The 21,548-nt window shown below is 45.2% G+C and carries 17 protein-coding genes; 3 read left to right on the plus strand and 14 right to left on the minus strand.

The features are described 5' to 3' along the window. Positions 1–99: 99 nt before the first annotated feature. A complete protein-coding gene (locus R7E00_RS18165) occupies positions 100–1,206 on the minus strand; it encodes a response regulator (RefSeq protein WP_005380606.1) in 1,107 nt (368 codons plus the stop codon). A 289-nt stretch (positions 1,207–1,495) separates the two neighbouring features. Between R7E00_RS18165 and R7E00_RS18170 the strand changes: the two genes are divergently transcribed. Further along, complete coding sequence (locus R7E00_RS18170) at positions 1,496–2,371, plus strand: LysR family transcriptional regulator (RefSeq protein WP_005384959.1); 876 nt, start codon at positions 1,496–1,498, stop codon at positions 2,369–2,371. Between the two features lie 66 nt (positions 2,372–2,437). Here R7E00_RS18170 and purF read toward each other — a convergent pair whose 3' ends face one another. The 10 genes from purF to fabB form a co-directional block, all read right to left on the minus strand. Beyond that, complete coding sequence (gene purF / locus R7E00_RS18175; protein ID WP_005380592.1) at positions 2,438–3,952, minus strand: amidophosphoribosyltransferase; 1,515 nt, start codon at positions 3,950–3,952, stop codon at positions 2,438–2,440. 36 nt (positions 3,953–3,988) lie between these two features. After that, a complete protein-coding gene (locus R7E00_RS18180; protein WP_005380590.1) occupies positions 3,989–4,480 on the minus strand; it encodes a CvpA family protein in 492 nt (163 codons plus the stop codon). Positions 4,481–4,541: 61 nt separating this feature from the next. Further along, positions 4,542–5,135, minus strand: a complete 594-nt coding sequence (locus R7E00_RS18185; protein ID WP_017820797.1) for an SPOR domain-containing protein — start codon at positions 5,133–5,135, stop codon at positions 4,542–4,544. A gap of 14 nt (positions 5,136–5,149) precedes the next feature. After that, a complete protein-coding gene (gene folC, locus R7E00_RS18190) occupies positions 5,150–6,412 on the minus strand; it encodes a bifunctional tetrahydrofolate synthase/dihydrofolate synthase (protein WP_017820798.1) in 1,263 nt (420 codons plus the stop codon). Between the two features lie 46 nt (positions 6,413–6,458). After that, a complete protein-coding gene (gene accD, locus R7E00_RS18195) occupies positions 6,459–7,385 on the minus strand; it encodes an acetyl-CoA carboxylase, carboxyltransferase subunit beta (RefSeq protein ID WP_005380583.1) in 927 nt (308 codons plus the stop codon). Between the two features lie 197 nt (positions 7,386–7,582). Further along, the gene (truA, locus tag R7E00_RS18200) at positions 7,583–8,377 is read right to left on the minus strand and encodes a tRNA pseudouridine(38-40) synthase TruA (protein WP_017820799.1); all 795 of its coding nucleotides are present in this window, start codon (positions 8,375–8,377) and stop codon (positions 7,583–7,585) included. A gap of 142 nt (positions 8,378–8,519) precedes the next feature. Then, the gene (locus R7E00_RS18205) at positions 8,520–12,959 is read right to left on the minus strand and encodes a FimV/HubP family polar landmark protein (protein WP_262606210.1); all 4,440 of its coding nucleotides are present in this window, start codon (positions 12,957–12,959) and stop codon (positions 8,520–8,522) included. Positions 12,960–13,156: 197 nt separating this feature from the next. Beyond that, entirely contained in the window at positions 13,157–14,170 is a 1,014-nt protein-coding gene (locus R7E00_RS18210; RefSeq protein ID WP_005380562.1) for an aspartate-semialdehyde dehydrogenase, read from the minus strand. Further along, complete coding sequence (locus R7E00_RS18215) at positions 14,167–15,300, minus strand: 4-phosphoerythronate dehydrogenase (RefSeq protein ID WP_005380560.1); 1,134 nt, start codon at positions 15,298–15,300, stop codon at positions 14,167–14,169. The genes R7E00_RS18210 and R7E00_RS18215 overlap by 4 nt, the downstream gene beginning before the upstream one ends. 340 nt (positions 15,301–15,640) lie before the next feature. Further along, entirely contained in the window at positions 15,641–16,852 is a 1,212-nt protein-coding gene (fabB, locus tag R7E00_RS18220) for a beta-ketoacyl-ACP synthase I (protein ID WP_005380557.1), read from the minus strand. Between the two features lie 128 nt (positions 16,853–16,980). On the opposite strand from fabB, the gene mnmC reads away from it, so the two are divergent. Then, positions 16,981–18,999, plus strand: a complete 2,019-nt coding sequence (mnmC, locus tag R7E00_RS18225) for a bifunctional tRNA (5-methylaminomethyl-2-thiouridine)(34)-methyltransferase MnmD/FAD-dependent 5-carboxymethylaminomethyl-2-thiouridine(34) oxidoreductase MnmC (RefSeq protein WP_213908094.1) — start codon at positions 16,981–16,983, stop codon at positions 18,997–18,999. Positions 19,000–19,075: 76 nt separating this feature from the next. Here the strand turns inward: mnmC and R7E00_RS18230 are convergent, their stop codons facing one another. The 3 genes from R7E00_RS18230 to R7E00_RS18240 form a co-directional block, all read right to left on the minus strand. Next, positions 19,076–19,600: an NADPH-dependent FMN reductase gene (locus R7E00_RS18230; protein WP_005380552.1), complete on the minus strand. Its 525-nt coding sequence runs from the start codon at positions 19,598–19,600 to the stop codon at positions 19,076–19,078. A 146-nt stretch (positions 19,601–19,746) separates the two neighbouring features. Continuing rightward, positions 19,747–20,010 (minus strand): YfcL family protein, encoded by a 264-nt coding sequence (locus R7E00_RS18235; protein ID WP_005380548.1) that lies wholly within the window; start codon positions 20,008–20,010, stop codon positions 19,747–19,749. A 25-nt stretch (positions 20,011–20,035) separates the two neighbouring features. Next, positions 20,036–20,566 carry an elongation factor P hydroxylase gene (locus tag R7E00_RS18240; protein ID WP_005380546.1) on the minus strand — a complete coding sequence of 177 codons (531 nt, stop codon included), beginning with the start codon at positions 20,564–20,566 and terminating at the stop codon, positions 20,036–20,038. Between the two features lie 332 nt (positions 20,567–20,898). Between R7E00_RS18240 and R7E00_RS18245 the strand changes: the two genes are divergently transcribed. Further along, a complete protein-coding gene (locus R7E00_RS18245) occupies positions 20,899–21,522 on the plus strand; it encodes a trimeric intracellular cation channel family protein (RefSeq protein WP_005380544.1) in 624 nt (207 codons plus the stop codon). The last annotated feature ends 26 nt before the right edge of the window (positions 21,523–21,548 follow it).

Genomic DNA, 21,548 nt, shown 5'->3' on the forward strand with positions numbered 1-21,548 from the left:
TAAAAAGTAAGGTTATTGAACTAAACGTATGTTGTTTTGGTGGTTCTAAAAAGATAATAAGCAGCGTAAGGACGCTGCTTATTGGTTTGCAAGTCATAATTATACTAGTCGGGATTTCCGGGTAATACTTAAACTAAAACTTGAAGAACCTAAACACCCGATAGATAACTGTCCTGCAACACTAAGCGGTAAATCGCGGGTGATGAAGTTTTTCATACTTCCTCCCCCTAAACGGTTACCTGCTGCGATGTGTTGATTCGTATTTCCGTCAGACCAATGGCTATCTAAACCCGCAGGCAATATAGAGACCGAGGATGAAGCGAGGTCGGCGACACCAAACACAGCATTGACTGCACCCGCACACTCCGAACACTCAATTCCTTTTTCAATGATCCCTACCATGTCCTTGAGATCAGCACTGAAACTTTTCAAGTTACGGAGATAGTCGTCAAACAATGCCCTAACGAGCAATGTCGTCGCAACTCCATCATTAGCTTGGGAAGCAGAATCAACTAGATAAAACGCAAATTGACCATTCATTAACCAACGATAATCGAAAACCAAGGGCATCACATCCGTCGATTGTAATAAACGGTACGAGCAGCGCCAATCTCCCTGAGCAGCATCCTTTTCTGGCAATAGAGCTTGCAGTAAATCTCTTGCCGCACTCGGATTCTGTTGTAAATATTCCAGATGCCAATACAGCTCTTGTTCATCTGGGATTTCACCACCATCATCAACCCTGAACCACTGACTTGAAAAGTCACGTTGTTCTGAGAAGTGGCTATCGGTATCTTCTAGCGTATTCTCTATCGCCTGAGATAGGTGCTCATAATTACCTATCGGTTTAGGAAGAAAATCTTTAATACCAAATCGCAACGCTTTCGCGACATCGGACATTTCATCCGTGCCTGATACCACGATAAGCGGCATATATGGGTATTCGAGACTAACTTCTTCGACGAACTCGATACCATCTAAGACCGGCATCGATAAATCACATAAGATAAGATCGGGTTGGCATTCCCTGAGTTGTTGAAGCGCTTCTAGGCCGTTTTCTGCTTCTACTACTTTAAAACCCTGACTTTCTAAATAGGCATTGGTTACTTTACGAAATATTGGATCATCGTCCACCAACATTATTAGTTTTTGATTAATCACTTCCTGTGCCGAGACCATTGCCGTTTGACTGTGAGTCTTAAACATACCTTTATCCCTCACAAAGCTCAGTCAAAAAAACAGATTTATTATTAAGTCATTATTTTTGTTGTGTTTACTTCCAGCAAAACGTGTCACAGCAAGACCTGAGGCCGCTTTGCCTTGTTATAAAACTTAGCTCGGAAACTGCATTAATACAAATATTACGGCGTATAACAGTATTTACTCAAACAGGGTTGCTGTGTTCAAATGATGCAACATGTTGACTTAAAGCAAGCTTTGATCACAAAGTTAATTATAAATTAACCGTAATCGGTAATTTAATGTGTCTGGAAATATGAAATTAGATGACTTAAACCTGTTTCGACTGGTTGTCGAAAATGGGAGCTACACCGCAACTTCGCGAAAAACCATGATCCCGGTTGCGACCATCACCCGACGCATTCAAGCGCTAGAAGACTCTGTCAATCTTCGACTATTGAACCGTCATGCTCGCAAACTTTCGCTCACTGAAGCAGGGGAACGTTTTTACCATGAGTGCTCTCCTTTACTACAAAGGCTAACAACCGCAGCAGAGGAAATCACTGACGACTGCCGAGGAGCATCCGGCAAGATTAAGATCTCCGCGCCTTACAACTTAACTAAACGAATGATGATGCCGATGTTCAACAGCTTTATGAAGCAGTACCCGGACATCAACATTGAGCTAACGACAGAGAATAATGCGGACAAGCTTGACCCTACTGAATGGGATGTAATTTTTCGAGTGGGACCGCAACGCGACTCTAGCCTCATCGCGCGTAAGATTGGCGAAGTGAAGGATATTCTCGTTGCAAGCCCTGACTATCTAACCTCAAATCCTGCGCCACACCATGCAGAAGAGCTCTCTAACCATTCATTGCTAAAAGGGTACCCACTTATTAAGTGGACCTTGATTAATAGCAAAGGCGAGTCTGTGGTGAATGTTGATCGTGGTCGTTTTCAAGCAAACGCGCTCAATGTGGTGCGCAGTGCTTGTTCCGAAGGTTTAGGCATCACACTAATGCCAGATGTCATGATCAAAGAGTACATCGAGAGCGGCGATTTGGTACGCGTACTGCCAGATTGGAGTGCAAACCCGCGCGACATTTATATGCTTTACAACCACAAAGACCACCTGCCAGAGAAAGTTCGCCTCTTTATTGACTTTGTGATCGCTTATAACATTCACTAATTAAGTAGCGAAAACAAAAAACCAGAGCCGAAGCTCTGGTTTTTTTACGACTTAAGAAAACGCACCCTATGCGCCTTCGTTATGAAGCTCTAGGTTTGCTAAATCCTGTTGGATTTCAAGTTGTGTTTTCGCATCATCATTACGAAGACCATCTAAGAAATCTAGGTATTGTTGGTCGATATCACCCGTTACGTATTCGCCGTTAAACACGGAAGTATCGAACTGAGTAATGTCTTGGTTTCCAAGACCTACAGCCTCTACCAAATCTTCTAGACGTTGATAAATAAGCGCATCGGCACCAATCTGCTTACAAATTGTATCGTTGTCACGGCCATGGGCAATAAGCTCTGTAGCACTTGGCATATCAATGCCGTATACGTTCGGGAAACGAACTTCAGGAGCCGCTGAGACCATGTACACTTTCTTGGCACCAGAATCACGAGCCATCTCAATAATCTGCTCTGACGTTGTACCTCGAACAATAGAGTCATCCACCAGCAACACATTCTTACCTTTGAATTCCGAACGAATAGCATTCAACTTGCGACGTACTGATTTCTTACGTTGTTGCTGGCCAGGCATGATAAACGTACGTCCAACATAACGGTTTTTCACGAAACCCTGGCGATAAGGGATATCGATCGCTTGAGCGATTTGCAGTGCAATGTCGCAAGACGTTTCAGGGATAGGAATGACAACATCGATATCAAGGTTTGCGTAATCTTCACGAATACGTTCGCCCAGCTTTTTACCCATTTCAACGCGAGCGCTGTATACCGAAATTTTATCGATGAACGAATCCGGACGAGCAAAGTACACGAACTCGAAAATACAAGGGTTAAGCTTAGGATTATCTGCACACTGCTTCGTGTAAAGCTCACCGTCAAACGTTGCGTAAATCGCTTCACCAGGTGCAACATCACGGACGAAATCAAAACCGACCGCATCCAATGCCACCGATTCAGACGCAACCATGTACTCTGCTCTGCCGTTAACTTCACGCTTACCTAAACACAGCGGGCGAATACCGTGTGGGTCACGAAATGCAATCATACCATGACCAATGATCATGGCGGTCACAGCATAAGCACCGCGAATTGTGCGATGAACATTGGTGACTGCGCGGAATACGTCTTCGGTCGTGACATTTCCTTTTACTGAGTCAATTTCGTGCGCCAGTACATTTAGTAATACTTCAGAGTCTGAAGTGGTATTGATATGACGGCGATCTTTTTCAAACAGCTTCTGACGAACTTCGTTAGCGTTGGTCAAGTTACCGTTGTGGGCAAGTGTAATACCGAAAGGAGAGTTTACGTAGAAAGGTTGAGCTTCTGAAGCACTTGAACTGCCTGCTGTAGGGTAACGAACATGACCAATTCCGACCTCGCCTTGCAGGCGCTGCATGTGTCTTGCTTCAAATACATCCTTGACTAAACCGTTCGCCTTACGCAGACGAAAACGATTGCTTTCTATGGTACAAATACCAGCGGCATCTTGGCCACGATGCTGTAACACCGTTAACGCGTCATAAATAGACTGGTTTACAGGCGTTGTGCCCACGATTCCAACAATACCACACATGTCCTAATCCTCGATTTGCGACAGTAGCTGGCACTACTAGATAGTGCCAGACAGAAAACTTGATGTTGCTTGTAAATGCTCGAAGAATGGGGCGATGATACGGCTGAACTCAGGGATCAACTGTGAATCTTTCCACCAATCCGAGCTTGGGAATGCAGTAAACGCATCCATAAAAAACAGCACCGCAGAAACAATTAAGACTCCGCGTAGACCACCAAATACAATCCCGAGAATTCGGTCCGTACCTGATAGCCCTGTTTTTTGTACCAGTTGACCAATGACGTAATTCACCACTGCACCAACTACCAAGGTTGCGACAAATAACGCCGCAATCGCCGCTCCGTTACGAAACATATCATCTTCGATGTTGGTGAAGTACACCGCCAATTTGGCATAGTAATTACTGGAGATAAAAAACGCTCCGAACCAAATCACCAAAGACAAAGCTTCTTTAGCAAAACCGCGAACTAAACTGATCAGAGCTGAAAATCCGATCACACCTAAAATGATAAAATCTATCCAATTCATCTTTTCTTCATCTTAAGTTGGCGCGCATTTTAACAGAAAAAATGCTGACGCAAACGTTTTCTTATGGATTTAATGGCTTAAATTTAAGCAATTGACCTTTTGAACCTGTAATTTTTTGTAATTCTTGAACTTGTCGTTCAAGTTTACTTTTTGACACATCAGGGCCAACAATCACTCTCGTAAACTCGTTTTCTTTCTTTGTGTGAGCTTGATAACCACGCTTTTGCAAATCCGCGACAAGCGCGACAGCATTTTCGTGATTCTTAAGTGCCATCAACTGAATGATCCAAGCTGAATCTTCATATTGATTTTTCTCTTGAACAGGACGAGTGACGACCTCAACTTGCTCTGGTTGTTTGATGACCTCAGGTTTAGATGTTGGCGCTGGCTCGGGCTCAGAAACGGCTACTTGAGCATCCTCACGTTCTTGCACTACAGCTTCAACCGGAGAATCCGGTAACGTAATGTCGTCTTCCACTGGCTCTAATATTTCGAAGTTTTCCACATCACTATCAAGTTCTGGTTTGATAGGAATACTGGCAAATTCTTCTTTGTAGTGCAGTTTCTTACCATCTAGCACATCGGGAAGAACAATGACTCCGACTGCGACTAGAATGATGGTGCCGACTAAACGACTTTGGAATTTACTTGCCATCAAAATACCTTTACTTATTTATTATTTGATTGCCAATGTTCCAATACCTCTCCGACGGTATGGAATGAGCCAACCACCAGAATAACGTCTCCTGTCTTTGCGTGGCTTCTCGCACTCTCGAAGGCGTCAACAGGGTTTTCAAAATGAACTTGCCCATCAGGTAAGTATTGGCACAATTCATCAGCGGTCGCCGCTCTCGGTCCAGTAAGCGACGCTGGATACCATTGTGTTGCAACTGGAGTTAGAGCTTCAATGGTTGCTTTAATGTCCTTGTCATGCAGCATTGCAACCACAATATGGATATTCTTACCCAGATATTGTTGCTTCACTCTCTCTACCAAATACTCAGCAGAGTGCGGGTTATGAGCGACATCAAGGACTATTTCAGGTTCGTGATGCAGTACCTGCATACGCCCCGCCAAACGAGCATTATTCAAGCCATTGACAATATTTATGTCAGTGATTTGCAATTCCGAAGCCCCTAGTGCCATCAGTGCAGTGGCTGCATTTTGTAATGGTAGCGATGGGATTGGTAAATCCTCTAACTCAAATGCCCCACTGCTCCATTTCCAACCATTATCAGTTAGTTGGTAATCGTACTGAATACCTACTTGGAAGAACTCAGAACCAATATCGTCAGCATGAGCCGCCACGGTCGCTGGTGGCGTCGGTTGACCACAAATTGCTGGCTTCCCTGAACGGTAAATGCCCGCTTTTTCAAAACCAATAACATTGATGTCATCACCAAGCCAATCCACATGATCGATCGCTAAGCTCGTAATAACAGAAACATCATGGTCAACAACGTTAGTGGCGTCTAGACGGCCGCCAAGTCCTACTTCAAGTAAGACAACGTCAACTTTCTCTACTTGGAAAATACGTAGCGCAGCAAGCGTACCGAATTCAAAGAGGCTAAGGCTAACATCACCACGCTGCTTTTCTACATAATCGAATGCTTCACAGTGCTTGGCATCTACAACGTCAACGCCATTAATGCGTACACGCTCGTTGTAACGAATCAGGTGCGGAGAACTATAAACACCGACTGAATAGCCAGCATCAAGTAAAATGGCTTCCATTAACGCACACGTTGAGCCTTTGCCATTGGTTCCGGCAACGGTGATTACGGTTGGAGCTGGTTTGGTAAGATTGGCTTTGTTTGCTACCGCTTGGACACGGTCTAAGCCTAGATCAATTGCTGAGGAATGAATATTTGCTAAATAATCAAGCCACATCTCTAATGAAGATGTGGCTTGAGGAATTGGGTTTTGGGTCATCTAACTTTAACCATTAAATTCTTTGGTTTTTATGTTAGTTGATACTTTACCCTTTTTCGTCCGCTTCTGGTACAGAATATGGCTCTTCATTTGGAGATTCGTTAACCGAAACCACCAAAGGAGACTTGTGGTTAGTCATCTTAGCGATAAGACCACCCACACGCTGACGCATTTCACGACGGTCAACGATCATATCAATAGCACCGTGATCAAGTAGGAACTCACTACGCTGGAAACCTTCAGGAAGATCTTCACGTACAGTTTGCTCGATTACACGACGACCAGCAAAGCCAATGAGGGCCTTAGGTTCACCGATGTTGATATCACCTAACATAGCCAAACTTGCTGATACACCACCCATTGTAGGGTCAGTTAGAACAGAAATAAACGGCAGACCTTTTTCTGATAAACGCTCAAGCGCAGCACTGGTTTTTGCCATTTGCATAAGAGACATTAAAGCCTCTTGCATACGAGCACCACCACTTGCTGAGAAACAAACAAGCGCACAGTTATTTTCAATGGCTGCATCCACTGCTTTCACAAAGCGAGCACCAACGACTGAACCCATTGAACCACCCATAAAGGAGAATTCAAACGCACACGCCACAAGCGGCAGACCAAGCAATTCACCCTGCATCACAACTAGCGCATCTTTCTCACCGCTATTTTTTTGTGCAGCAGAGATACGCTCTTTGTATCGCTTAGAATCTTTAAATTTCAGTTTATCCTGTGGCTCAAGTTCGGAACCTAATTCAACTCGATTACCTTCATCTAAAAATGTTTCCAAACGACGACGCGCTTTCATACGCATGTGATGGTTACACTTTGGACAAACTTCTAAGTTACGCTCTAGTTCAGCATGGTATAAAACCTGTTCACAAGAGGTACATTTAGTCCACACACCTTCTGGGATAGAAGCTTTGCGTGAACTTACTAGATTGCTTTTCTCTAAAATCTTTTCAAGCCAACTCATGGAAGACCTTTTCTCTCAACTCTTCCGCTTCATTGCGAAAGATATAAATTCGACATAATACCGACGGATTAAACCATATCTTGCAGCTACTGTAGATAAAAAACTGGTTGTACCTATTTTTGATATCGTAAATAGCGTATGTTTTCCGTTCACATTCAATATAAACACTACCGATATTTTGAAATAAGTTTGTAAAATTAGTTCAAATTATCTGGTAAAAACAGTGGACCGATCGGCACTTCAGGTAACCCAAACTCTTCTGGGTAGTCTACATCTACCAGGTACAGACCTTCCGCTTTCGCTGTCGCACCCGCTACTTTGCGATCTTTGGCGTCTAATAACCACTTGATCCATTCAGGACTCTCTTCGCCACGTCCAACTTTTATCAAGCTACCCGTGATATTACGAACCATATGATGCACGAACGCATTGGCTTTAATATCAATAACCACATAGTTTCCATGGCGCGTAACGTTCAGATGCATCAAGTTTCGAAATGGACTGCGAGACTGACAATGCGCCGCGCGAAACGACGTAAAATCATTTTCGCCGAGTAGGAACTGCCCTGCTTCATGCATTTTTTTCTCGTCGAGCTCACCATGATAGTGACTAACCCCCGAGTTTAAGATGCCTGGACGTAAAGCATGATTGAAAATAATGTAACGATAACGGCGCGCTGTCGCTGAGAATCTTGCATGGAAATCATCTGAAACTTCTTGAGCCCAACGAACCGCTATATCGCTCGGCATGTTCGCGTTTGCGCCCATGGTCCAAGCTACCATTTTTCGAGTAACGTTGGTATCAAAGTGCACAACTTGTCCCGTGCCATGCACGCCTGCGTCTGTCCGACCAGCACACTGAACTTCAACTGGGTGATTAGCGACGACGGACAATGCTTTCTCTAGCTCTTCTTGGACACTTTTCACTTCTCTTTGGCGCTGCCAACCAAAGTAGTTTGTACCGTTGTACTCGATACCTAATGCGATTCTCATCTTAACCTTCGAACTCTAAAATGGGGCGGGAAGTATATACTCAAGTCACCTCAAGTTGCCAGTTTCACCAAGGGTGACATAAAGGTAGCATCCTACTAACGGGACACAAAAAGGGTAGCAAACGCTACCCTTTTGTTTCGGTTTATCGGCCATTAATGGCGTCAATCAGGCTTTTTGCTTCGCGGCGAATATCATCCTCACCGTAAACAATCGCCTCTTCTAGTAGTTTAATCGCCCCTTGAGAATCGTTCATCTCGAGATAGATTTTAGCCAAATCCAGTTTCCCAGCCGCTTCAGCATTGCTATCTACGTCAATATCGCCGATCTCACCGATAACATCTGGAAACTCGTTCAATCCGACATCGAGCTTAAGGTCTTCTTCTTCGAACTCACCACCTTCTCTGTCGACCTGAGCCATCAATTCATCAATCGTCATAAATTGATTTTTCTTCGGGTCGAAGTCATCCAAGTCGCTTTGCTCTGCCCAGTTTTCTTGCGCGATCTCTGGCTGACTTAGTGCATCACTCGAATTCCAAACATCACGCTGGTCCTCAGGCACTTCTTCAGTAGAACTTACGTTATCAGCAGCGGGTTTAAAGCCATCCCAATCATCTCCAACATCAAGCATGGTTTCAAAATCCATACCTGCACTTGCGATGGTGTCACTGTCTAGTTTACCTTCAAATACTTCTGAGTTTGCGTCTTCCGCAAGAAGGTTAGCCATTGATGATTCATCATCCAAATTACTGAGCGGCTCACCCTCTGTCGCTGTTGGCTGCACTTCTGGGTCAGTATCAAAGCCGTTTTGCTGCGCAAATACTTCAAACAAAGCATCATGATCGTTATCGGCTTGAATAGCTGGTCTCGATGTCTCTGCTTCAACCTTAGGGCTCCCTGAAGCACCCTCGTTCATTGACGCGAGAACATCTTCCTCATTGAACTCTGGAAGATCTTGGTCGTCAAAACTTAACTCTTCATCCTCACCGGAGATTGGTTCTATATCTGCAGTCTCAGAGCTCGGTAATTCTGGCTCTTCTTCCATCGACGCCAAGGCATCTTCTTCGCTGAACTCTGGCAAATCGAGCTCATCAAAATTGAACTCTTCTTCGGACTCAGTTGGCAAGTCGGCTTCAACTTGTTCTAGTTCAATGGACTCGGACGTTTCTAACTCCGGCTCATCCACCATAGACGCCAATGCGTCTTCTTCACTAAACTCAGGAAGATCCAGCTCATCAAAATTGAATTCATCTTCTGATTCAGCTGGTAAGTCTGCTTCAACCTGTTCTGGCTCAACGGACTCGGACGTTTCTAACTCCGGCTCATCCGCCATAGACGCCAATGCGTCTTCTTCACTAAACTCAGGAAGATCTAGCTCATCAAAATTGAATTCATCTTCTGATTCAGTTGGCAAGTCGGCTTCAACTTGTTCTGGTTCAACGGACTCGGACGTTTCTAACGCAGGTTCGCCAGCCATAGACGCCAGTGCATCTTCTTCACTGAACTCTGGCAAATCGAGCTCATCAAAATTGAACTCTTCTTCGGACTCAGTTGGCAAGTCGGCTTCAACTTGTTCTGGCTCAACGGACTCGGACGTTTCTAACGTAGGTTCGCCAGCCATAGACGCCAGTGCATCTTCTTCACTGAACTCTGGCAAATCGAGCTCATCAAAATTGAATTCATCTTCTGATTCAGCTGGCAAGTCTGCTTCAACCTGTTCTGGCTCAACGGACTCGGGCGTTTCTAACGCAGGTTCGCCAGCCATGGACGCCAATGCGTCTTCTTCACTAAACTCAGGAAGATCCAGCTCGTCAAAATTGAACTCTTCTTCGGACTCAGCTGGCAAGTCGGCTTCAATTTGTTCTGGTTCAACGGACTCGGACGTTTCTAACGCAGGTTCGCCAGCCATAGATGCTAGAGCATCTTCTTCGCTGAATTCTGGAAGATCTAGCTCATCAAAATTGAATTCTTCTTCTGAATCGTTGGTCGACTCAGTTTCCGGCTCCAATTCAGGCTCATCCAGTAGCCAATCTTCTTCTTGTGGAACACCGAATTCATTTTCTATTGTATTTGGTGTCGGCGTGAAGGCTGGAATGTCTTCCTCTTGCTCAACGTGAGGCTGTACCTCAGCATCGGACTCCACGGATGGTTCTTGTGTTGAATCAGTATCGGTAGCCTCTTGTTGTAGTGATGAAGCTTCCTCTATCTCCGTTTGTGTTTTTTCAACTTGCTGCGGTAAATCGTCTTCACTATCAAATAGAGCGTCAAGTTCAGCAGAAAAATCCGCTTTTTCTTGTTCTGTTGGCAGAAGTTCTTCACTGTCTGACTCAAATAGGTCGTCTAGCTCGCTCATTAAAGGATCATTCTCTGGTGAGAGGTCCTCTAAATCACCAAGAAATTCATCGCTGCTAAATGGCTCTGAAGCAGCCTCTGGCTCGGTTAATGGTTGGTCTTCTACAGCTTGTTGCGTGTCTGGCTGGCTTTCACTTAATAAAGCGTCGATGTCCAACCCAGACTCAATATCCGGATCTTCATGAGTTTGTTCTGACTCAACTACGGAAGATGGCTTTTCGCCGGCGTCTGACTCACCAAAACCAAGTGATTTCAGTAACTCTTCCTCTTCCGATTTATTCTGCTCTGGGCTCTCGTCCTCTCGAATCAGATCATCAAACGGATCTAAATCAGCTTCAGTCTCTTCATCAAGTTCAGAGGTAACATCATCAATGAGTTCATCCAGTAAGTCTGTGCTATCTGCGTCTAACTCTTCGATCGAGTCATCACCTTCAAAACCAGAGATTGCTTCTAGCTCGTTTAGTGGATCAAACTCGTCTGTGTCATCTTCATCAAAATCAATGAGTTCATCGAGTAGCTCTGTACTGTTTTCATCTAGAACAGGACCTTCATTGGCGTCAGCTTCTCGAACTTCCGATTCACTAGCCGGTTGTTCATACTGGGCCAATAGCTTATCGATATCGTCGTCAGATGCCTCTCCAACACTAAAGTCATCATCCGAAACGGGCTGTTTTAACTCAGGCTCATCAGTATCTAAATCGAAGTCATCGTTGCCAAGTTCAGCAAACAAGTCATCAAGCATATCCTGGTCGACAGTGTCACTTGGTAACTCTTCTGACGGCTCATCGGCTGCAAGTAACTCGGCAAATGCGTCGTCTGAAAGTGAGTCTGATTTCTCATTCGCATCATCCGAAAGATCGAAGCCAGACTCATCGTCATCGAGCACTTCTAGTTCTGGAGCAACCTCATCTAAGGCTCGCTCCATTTCTTCTAAACCAAGCGCCTTTTCTTCGCCGTTGACTTGGATACCATTGTTCGATGACTCAAACTCATCCAGACCAACATCTAGGTCACCGTCATCGCCAATATCTGCAAATGGGTCATCGTCCCCTTCCAGATTGAAATCAAGTTCTTCATCGTCGAGGTTAGCAAAGACGTCTTCTTCTAAATCTGACTTCTCTTCTTGTAAAGACTGTGTGTTGATATCTTCATCTGCAAACAATTCATCATCAAGCGTGAGCTCTTCATCAAGCTCATCCGCCGCCGCTAAACCGATTGGCGCCGCAAGAGGATCAACGTTTTTCTGTTCCTGTGCAGCCGCATCTTCCTCTTTCGCTTTAGAGCGTCGACCAAGAAGCATAACAACTAGCAACGCAATCAAAGCACCAGGAATTAATGCCGCAAGACCAACAAGCCAACCATTCGACAAAATTTTGTCCATGGTGCTTGGTTGCATGCGTTGTTGTTCAGCAAGGCGCTGACGTTCTTCAGCAAGCAGCTTCTCGACTTCCGAGCGAATGCGTTCTTCGTCATTCAGCTCGCTTTTCAAAGTTTCGACTTCGCTTTGCACTTCTGACAGCATCAATCGAAGACGATGATTCTTCTCTTCTAATGACTCTAATTCACTTTGTGAGCCTTGAAGTTTGTCCTTTAGCGCACTGACCTGCTTTTCACCCTGCGGAGAGGTAGTTACTGGTGGCGCAGGGATGACGGGTATTGTTTTCGGAGTTGGTTTTGGCTCCGTTGCTGCCACTGTCTCTGGCTTAGCCGCAGGCTTGGGTTCTACTTTAATTTGTGGCTTTGGTTGCTCGGTGACTCGTTGTGCTGGCGTCGCTCTATTTGTCGGCTTCGGCTGTTTTAACTTAGCTTCATGCGCCTTCATAATCGCAACAGCTTGCGCTGTGGTCGCGCTTTGCACTTGCTCTAGAGAAGGTACTCGTAGCCGACTACCTGGGATCAATTCATGAATGTTTTGGTTCTCAAACGCTTGAGGGTTAATTCGGTAAATGGCAAGAAGCGTTTGTTGAACGGTAACACCGCGTGAAGGTCGTAATTCTGAAGCGATCGACCATAGTGTTTGATTTTCACCAGTCGGACCAAAGAAACGTGACGGTTGAGTATTCGCAGGAGGAGCAGGTAATGCTCGCTCAATATCTTCAGCATAGCTCGGAGATGATTGCACTTCACCAGACGGTCCAACAAGACGAATTCCTTCGGCTTGAACCACTGATGATGTCTGAGTCGCGATCATCAACACAAGGGCTGCTAACAAACGCTTATAATTTTGACGCATAGAAGGCTCAGTTTTGTGCTAAATACAATTTGAAATGGTGATCGGTTAAATATATCGGATATCGCATGCAAAACTATAGCGTTGAGAATAAAAAATGTGTGGCTCTCGCCATATTCGTACTAATCTCACACTATTTTGTTTCGTTCGTACAAAAAAGCCTCGCACTGTGCGAGGCTTTGAAATGAACTGTAAGCGACTTAGTAGTAATCGCGGATCAGAACTTCTGCGATTTGCACCGCGTTAGTTGCCGCGCCTTTACGCACGTTATCAGCAACAACCCACAGGTTTACGCCGCTATGATGGCTGATATCGTTACGGATACGACCAACCATTACATGGTCCTTACCGCCCGCATCGCGAACTTGTGTAGGGAAGTCTTCACCGTGGAACACTTCGATACCGTCAGTTTGTTCAAGCAAGTTAACGACTTCTTGTGCATCGATAGGTGAACGAGTCTCAATGTGGAGTGCTTCTGCGTGACCGTAGAATACAGGAACACGTACACACGTTGGATTGACTGTGATTGATGGATCGTTAAAGATCTTCTGTGTTTCCCACACCATTTTCATTTCTTCTTTGGTGTAGCCGTTTTCCATCATTTGATCGATTTGTGGAATACAGTTAAACGCGATCTGTTGAGAGAATTGCTTCTTGTCTGCAGGCAGACCGTTTAGCAGCTTCGCCGTTTGACCTGCTAGCTCATCAATACCCGCTTTTCCTGCACCAGATACCGATTGGTAAGTTGATACGTTAATACGCTCAATGCCCACCGCATCGTGAATTGGTTTTAGTGCCACCAGCATTTGGATGGTTGAACAGTTCGGGTTCGCGATGATGTTACGGTTACGAAACTCTGCAATCGCTTCTGGGTTTACTTCTGGCACAACAAGAGGAATGTCGTACTCGTAACGGAAGTGTGATGTATTGTCGATAACAATCACGCCTTCATCAGCGGCAATTGGAGCCCACTTGGCTGATAGCTCACCACCAGCAGAAAACAGTGCGATATGCGCTTGAGACCAATCGAACTCTTCTACGTTTTGAACGCGTACCGTTTTACCATTGAAGCGGTAAGTCTTGCCTTCGCTGCGCTCACTCGCGAGTAGGAAGATTTCGCCTACTGGGAATTTGCGCTCTTGAAGCACATCCAAAATTGTTTCACCGACCGCACCGGTCGCACCTAAAATGGCAACATTATATTGCTGGCTCATTGACTTACCTCAATCTGAAAACCTAGTTCTGCTAATGGAGCAAGGTTACATGTTTTGTTACCCACTAGCGTGACAGCGCTGTATTCACGGCGATCCCAGTAGTTTTTACGCATCAGGTCAAAAGCGCCTGGCTTACTGATTTCACGGCGGAAAAGAGCGTCATCTCTACGCACATCATAGATTAACTGCGTGATGTTATGCAGTGTTGCTTCGTCCCAAGCTCTGTCCAATACCATAGTAGGAACAGGCGCGGTTGGCAGTAAATCGCTGGCATGCGCACGTAATTCGTTATTTAAGAACTCACAGTAGCTGTTGAAAATCATCGTTGTACCGCGAGCTTTCCCTTCCAAGCCGTAGCCTGCAACGTGAGGGGTTGCGAATGCTAGCAGAGGCAGAAGCTCCATATCAACCTCTGGTTCAAATTCAAATACGTCGAGTGCCGCTGTAAAGCCATCATTTTTCAAAAGACGTTGCTTCAAAGCAGCGTTGTCAACGATGGGACCTCGAGCCGCGTTAATCAAAATTTGATCGCTGCGGAGACCATTTAATACCTTCTCATCAATCAAATGATGCGTTGGGTATGGGCCATCTTTGGTGATTGGCGTATGTAGTGTAATGATGTCTGAGCTTTCAATCAGTTCTGTCAACGGAGTAAAGCTACGAGGATCACCAGCCTCTTGTTTGAATGGGTCATTGATGAGAACTTTAATACCCATGCCTTTCAAACATTTCTCTAGGTAGCTACCTACTTGGCCTGCACCAATAATACCTACCGTCTTGTCAAATACCGAGAAACCTTGTTGCTGAGCGAGCACCATCATCACGCTGAACGCGTATTCCGCTACACCCACTTTGTTACACCCTGGCGCAGCAGTGAAGAAAATGCCTTTCTCTTTTAAGAGTGCTTGGTCAACATGATCCATGCCTGCCGTGGCCGTACCAACAAACTTCAGCTTGTTTGCTTTGCTGATCAGGTCAGCATTCACTTTGGTGACTGAGCGAATCATTAGGGCATCAACATCCACTAAATCATCGGCGGTCAGTGTACGACCTGGTTTTAGAATTACGTTACCGAGTTGGCTGAATAGCTCTTCAGCATACGGCATATTTTCATCAACAATAATTTTCATAGCGCCAGCGTTCTAACATCCATTTGTAAGAGTTCGTTTATTCGCAAGATGCGAAACTAAAGCGATTGTGCCCTTTTCCCGAAAAATCTCAAGATATAACACCAATAAACCTCAAGGAGGTAACTCCTATAGAATCGATTGACGGGAAGCCTAGAGAAAAGCAGAAACAGAGAAAAGAAAAAGCCCGGCTAAATAGCCGGGCAAAGTTCCAGAACAAAAGGATCCTATCCCGCTCTCCATGGGATAGAGTCTGCGTCTGTTCGATCAGTGTGACTGATCAAGCTCTGGAAACTGGACTGTTGGCGTTTACAGTACTCTCGCAAGGCGCCAACAAATTCAGTTAACCTTGGTACTTTTTAATAACCAAAGTTGCGTTTGTGCCGCCAAAGCCAAAGCTGTTTGACATTACGGTCGTTAGCTCTGCATCACGTGCTTCTGTCACGATGTCCAGACCTTGTGCTGCTTCGTCCAAGTTTGAAATATTGATGCTTGGAGCAATGAAGTTTTTGTCTAGCATAAGTGTTGAGTAAATTGCTTCGTGCACGCCCGCTGCGCCGAGTGCGTGGCCAGTCATTGCTTTTGTTGCAGAGATTGCAGGGCTGTTCTCACCAAACAATTGTTGGATAGCACCAAGCTCTTTCACGTCACCAACTGGTGTCGATGTGCCGTGCGTGTTGATGTAATCCACACCATCTACGTCTTGCATCGCCATCTTCATACAACGAATTGCGCCTTCACCTGATGGCGCTACCATGTCGTAGCCATCTGATGTCGCACCGTAACCTACGATTTCACCGTAGATTTTCGCACCACGTGCCAGTGCGTGCTCTAGTTCTTCAATAACCAGCATGCCGCCGCCGCCCGAGATAACAAAACCGTCACGGTCTGCATCGTATGTACGAGATGCTTTGTCTGGCGTGTCATTGTATTTGGTTGACAGTGCGCCCATCGCATCAAACATCATAGTTTGAGACCAATCTAGCTCTTCGCCGCCACCAGCAAAAACAATATCTTGTTTGCCTAGTTGAATAAGCTCCATAGCATGGCCGATACAGTGTGCAGATGTTGCACATGCAGAGCTCATTGAGTAGTTCACGCCACGAATCTTAAATGGCGTAGCAAGACAAGCAGAAACAGTAGAAGACATAGTACGAGGAACCATGTAAGGACCAACTCGCTTTACGCCTTTGGCGCGCATCGTGTCTGTCGCTACCGTTTGATTGTATGCAGAAGCACCGCCAGAACCTGCAACGATACCGGTACGATCGTTTGAAACCTGCTCTTCTGTAAGACCAGCGTCTGCGATTGCCTGCTCCATTGATAGGTATGCATAAGCAGCCGCATCACCCATAAAGCGCATCTGCTTACGGTCGATGTGTTCCGCCGGGTTGATTTTTAGGTCACCCCATACTTGCGAACGAAGACCGTGTTCTTTGAACTGCTCAGATGCAGTGATGCCAGATTTGCCCGCTTTAAGAGACGCTAGAACTTCTTCGACGTTGTTACCGATACTTGAAACAATACCCATACCGGTGATTACGACTCGTTTCATTATGACATTCCTATAATTCAAAAATCCGCTAGATGATAACTAAGATAGTCAACAAAAGTGGTCAGCTTTCCCATAAATTCGTACAATCGCCCCATTCTTACCGCACCAAATCACAAATTTGCACCATTATGACTTCAATAAAAAACGCAGAACTTGGTTGGAACGAAGCTGGTACTCCGGTTTCAGACCAATTTGATGATGTTTACTTCTCTAACGTAAACGGTCTTGAAGAGACACGCTACGTTTTCTTAAAACAAAATCATCTCCCAGAAAGATGGCAGGAATTTGACCAAAGACGTTTTGTCATTGGTGAAACAGGATTTGGCACGGGATTAAACTTCTTAGCAGTATGCCAGTGGTTTAGTGAGTTTCGTCGTCAGCATCCGGACGCAACATTGAAAGAGCTGCATTTTATTAGCTTTGAAAAATACCCATTAAGCAAAGCCGATTTAAAGAAGGCGCATGAAGCTTGGCCTGAGCTAGCTGAATACGCGGAAAAGTTACAAAAGCACTACCCTGCCGCTGTGCCGGAGTGTCATCGCATTGTTTTAGAAGACGGCGCAATCACACTCGACCTTTGGTTTGGTGACATTAAAGACTGCATGCCGCAAGTCCCATACAACGAACAAGGTTTGATTGATGCTTGGTTCTTAGATGGATTCGCGCCAAGCAAAAACCCAGAAATGTGGAACCAAGGCCTGTTCAACAACATGGCAAAGCTAGCCAAGCAAGATTGTACAGTTGCCACGTTTACCGCAGCAGGCTTTGTACGTCGTGGTTTGAACGAAGCTGGCTTTACAATGAAAAAGGTGAAAGGTTTCGGCACTAAGCGAGAAATGATCGCCGGCTCTATGGAGCAACGTGAAAAGCAATCGAACCATCTCCCTTGGTTCAATCGCTCAGCATCTAGCAATCTTGATTCGATTGCCATCATTGGTGGTGGTATAGCTAGCGCGGCGTTAGCGAAAACGTTAGTTCGTCGTGGCCAAAACGTCACCCTTTACTGTAAAGACAAACAACCAGCCAAAGGAGCTTCAGGCAATCGACAAGGAGCCGTTTATCCACTGCTTAATGGCCCGCACACGGGCGTTTCGCGTGTGTTTGCTCCTGCATTTTTGTTCGCACGTCAGTTTGTTGAACAAGCAGCACAAGAGATCGATTTTGATCATGACTGGTGTGGCGTAACTCAGTTGATGTGGGATGACAAATCCACAGACAAACTGGAGAAAATGCTTGCGGGTAACTTCACTCCAGAGCTCATTCAAAAGCTGTCCGCCGAGGAAACTGCGAACACTATCGGGTTACCTATTGATATGGCGTCTGTGCACTACCCAATGGGAGGGTGGCTGTGCCCTGCCGAGTTAACTCGCGGGTTAATTAAACAATTGGAGAAGACGTCGTTACTCTCAACGAAGTTTGAACATCTTGTTGAGGCATTAGATTGGGATGAAAAGCGTCAGCTCTGGCTACTAACGGCGAGTGGTCAAACATTTGAGCACTCAACGGTTGTAATTGCGAACGGCCATGAGTTCCAGACATTGAGTCAAACCGCTTCCCTACCAATGGGACAAGTGAAAGGACAAGTCAGTCATGCGCCAGCAACCGAAACGCTGAGTCAGCTGAAAACGGTGTTGTGTTACGACGGTTACATGACACCTGTTAACCCAAGTAATCAACACTTGTGTATCGGTGCAAGCTACGACCGCAGTCACCTTGACTACGAATTTGATGAAAACGCCCAAAAAGATAATGCGGAAAAGCTAGTGAAATGTGTACCGAATCAAACATGGGCAAAAGAGGTAGATATCACTGGTAATCAATCTCGCCAAGGTATTCGTTGTGTTAGCCGAGATCACTTACCATTTGTCGGAAATGTGGGTGACTTTGAGACGATCAAAACGCAATACGCCAACTTACAAAATCAAAAAGAAGAAGAGGTAGAAACCATTCATCAGTACCCTAACCTATTCTGCTTCTTAGGTTTAGGATCTCGTGGACTGAGCTCTGCACCATTATTAGCTGAAGTGTTGGCCTCCCAGATCTGTGGGGACCCGCTGCCATTACCTGTTGATGTATTGACCGAACTTCACCCAAGTCGAATGTGGGTTCGTAAACTAAGAAAAGGCAAAGCCATTACCGAGCTGTAAGAGTATTCTCTCGTTTTAATTCCCGACACAGATACGTGTCGGGAATCGCTAACTCACTAAGTTGCTCGTACTGAGATTACTTCAGCAGTGCAACTGCCTGTTTCACTTGCTCTGCCACTTCTGGGTTTACAACCTTACCCGATTCCACGTCAAAATTTTCGTAGAAGCTCGGCACAGATAACGATGCCTTTACATCCGCGCCAAAAAATTGAGCAGAACCTGTCGCCGCCGCAAGAACACTTTGTGCACCACCGGGACCTGGGGAAGTTGCTAAATAAACGACAGGTTTGTTTTGAAATACATTACGCTCAATGCGCGTCGCCCAATCGAACAAGTTTTTATAGGCCGCTGGGTACGAACCGTTATGCTCTGCGAAGGAAACAACGAGAGCGTCAGCCTCCGCCAAGTCACGTAAAAACGCGACAGCCCCTTCAGCTTGACCTATTTCTTTCTCTTTGTCCTCGCTAAACATTGGCGCTTGATAATCGTTTAAGTCTAGAACATTCACTTGAGCGCCTTCGACTTGGTTTGCTGCGTATGTAGCAAGTAGTTTGTTGATTGAGGTAGAGCTGGTAGATGCACCAAATGCGACAATTTTCATGGTTGTAATCCTTTGTTCACGTTTTATGCTGATCAGAATAAAAGTTGAACAGTTTCGCTACAACCACAAAAATTTTATGGAGAGGTTCGAATTTTTCGAAGTAGTAAATGACTAGGATTAAATAAAGGGAAAACGCTGCTTAGGGACTAAGCCTGAGCCTGGAGCTCTTGCCACAAATCACTGACAATCACGCGATCGGCCGGGCTTAACTCGGTACGCGCATCTTCTAAGCTGCTCTCAATGCGTGACTTCAGCTCAGTAATATCGCTAATCCCTTCTTCTTCACAAGACGCCGCGGATAAAGAGATGTGACCACGTAAATAACCACCAGCAAACAATTCATCGTCAGATGCTGTTTCAATTCGAGCATCAATCAGTTCCAGTAGTTTTTCTTCAAATTCAATAATCATGGTGTATCTCTGAGGTTATTAGTGGTTATTTAACGCAAAAGTCCGACGCTTCCAATGGCTTAGTTTGATAAAATGCGCGCAGGGCATCAGAAAGCATTTTCACTCGCAAAGGCAAGCCAACGTCCAAAATACCTAGCACTTCTTTATGCACTTTTTTCATAAAGCCGAGCCTATCTGGTTCAAAATCGCCGTGTAGATTGTCACAACTCACCGTAAAAGGGAAGCCAGCGCTTTGTGCCAGAATCCATTCATAAGCTTGAGGTCGCACTTCAACTTTCTCAAACTCCGCTTGAACTTCTGCTGTTCGCCCATCAGGTTCATACCAATAACCAAAATCTTCCAGCAAACGACGCTCTGGACCAGCCACACACCAATGCGAGATCTCGTGTAAAGCAGAGGCGTAAAAACCCCGAGCAAAAATAATCCGATGATGAGGGTGTTCATCATCAGCAGGAAGATAAATAGGCTCATCACCACCTAACTCTAATTTCGTATTAAATTGTTCTAAAAAGGTGTCATTAAAAATGGTGATTAAGTCTTGGTATTCGTGGGTCATCGTCGAGTTTGTACTTCAGTTTGACATGCGCTGCATATTGTCGCTGTTTTTAGCTATGAGGTAAAGGCACCCCCACATTTTTGGTTATTAGTTGAATTTATCTGAAGGTCGCTTTCTCCATACAATTTCTCATTCGTCAGCGTACTTATTTACCACTACACTCTCGCCTTATTTTGATGCCGTTCAAACCGCTATTTTTAAGCCGTTTGATTACAAGCATGTTGCTGGTTTTAATCACTTTTTAAGAGAGATAGAACCGTTTGTAAGTGTTGTTACTTCGCCTACGCTGATTCTCGTAGAACGTAGTGACTTTTTACGTTGAGTGTTTCCCTATGTTGCTAAGTGTGTTGTATATCATTGGTATCACGGCTGAAGCCATGACAGGTGCGTTAAGTGCTGGTAGAAGAAAGATGGACTGGTTTGGTGTTATGTTGGTGGCCAGCGCAACGGCCATTGGTGGTGGCACCGTACGTGACATTCTATTAGGCCACTACCCTCTTGGTTGGGTAAAAAACCCAGAGTTCCTTGCAATTACGTGTGTTGCAGGTGTGCTAACAACAGGTTTAGCGAAATGGGTGATTAAGCTAAAAGGCCTGTTCATTCGCCTCGATGCATTAGGTTTAATCGTGTTTAGTATCATCGGAACAAAAATTGCGATGGGCATGGGCTTGCACCCTGGTATTTGTATGGTTTCAGCGTTAGTAACTGGTGTATTCGGTGGGCTACTTCGCGACTTGATCTGTCGCCAAACACCATTGGTACTGCATGAAGAGCTTTACGCTTCTGTCGCTCTTATCGCATCAGGAATGTACTTAGCGCTATTAGAATTCAATGTTCCCGATGTCACTGCCACTATTATTACACTGGTTACTGGTTACATGTTGCGTATGGCTGCGGTACGCTTTAAGTGGCGTCTGCCTTCTTTTCATTTGGAAACCGAAGGCTCGATTCATTAAGCAAAAACTACTTAAACAAAAAAGGT

It is taken from the genome of Vibrio sp. Vb1755, assembly GCF_033338635.1.
Lineage (GTDB): Bacteria > Pseudomonadota > Gammaproteobacteria > Enterobacterales > Vibrionaceae > Vibrio > Vibrio alginolyticus.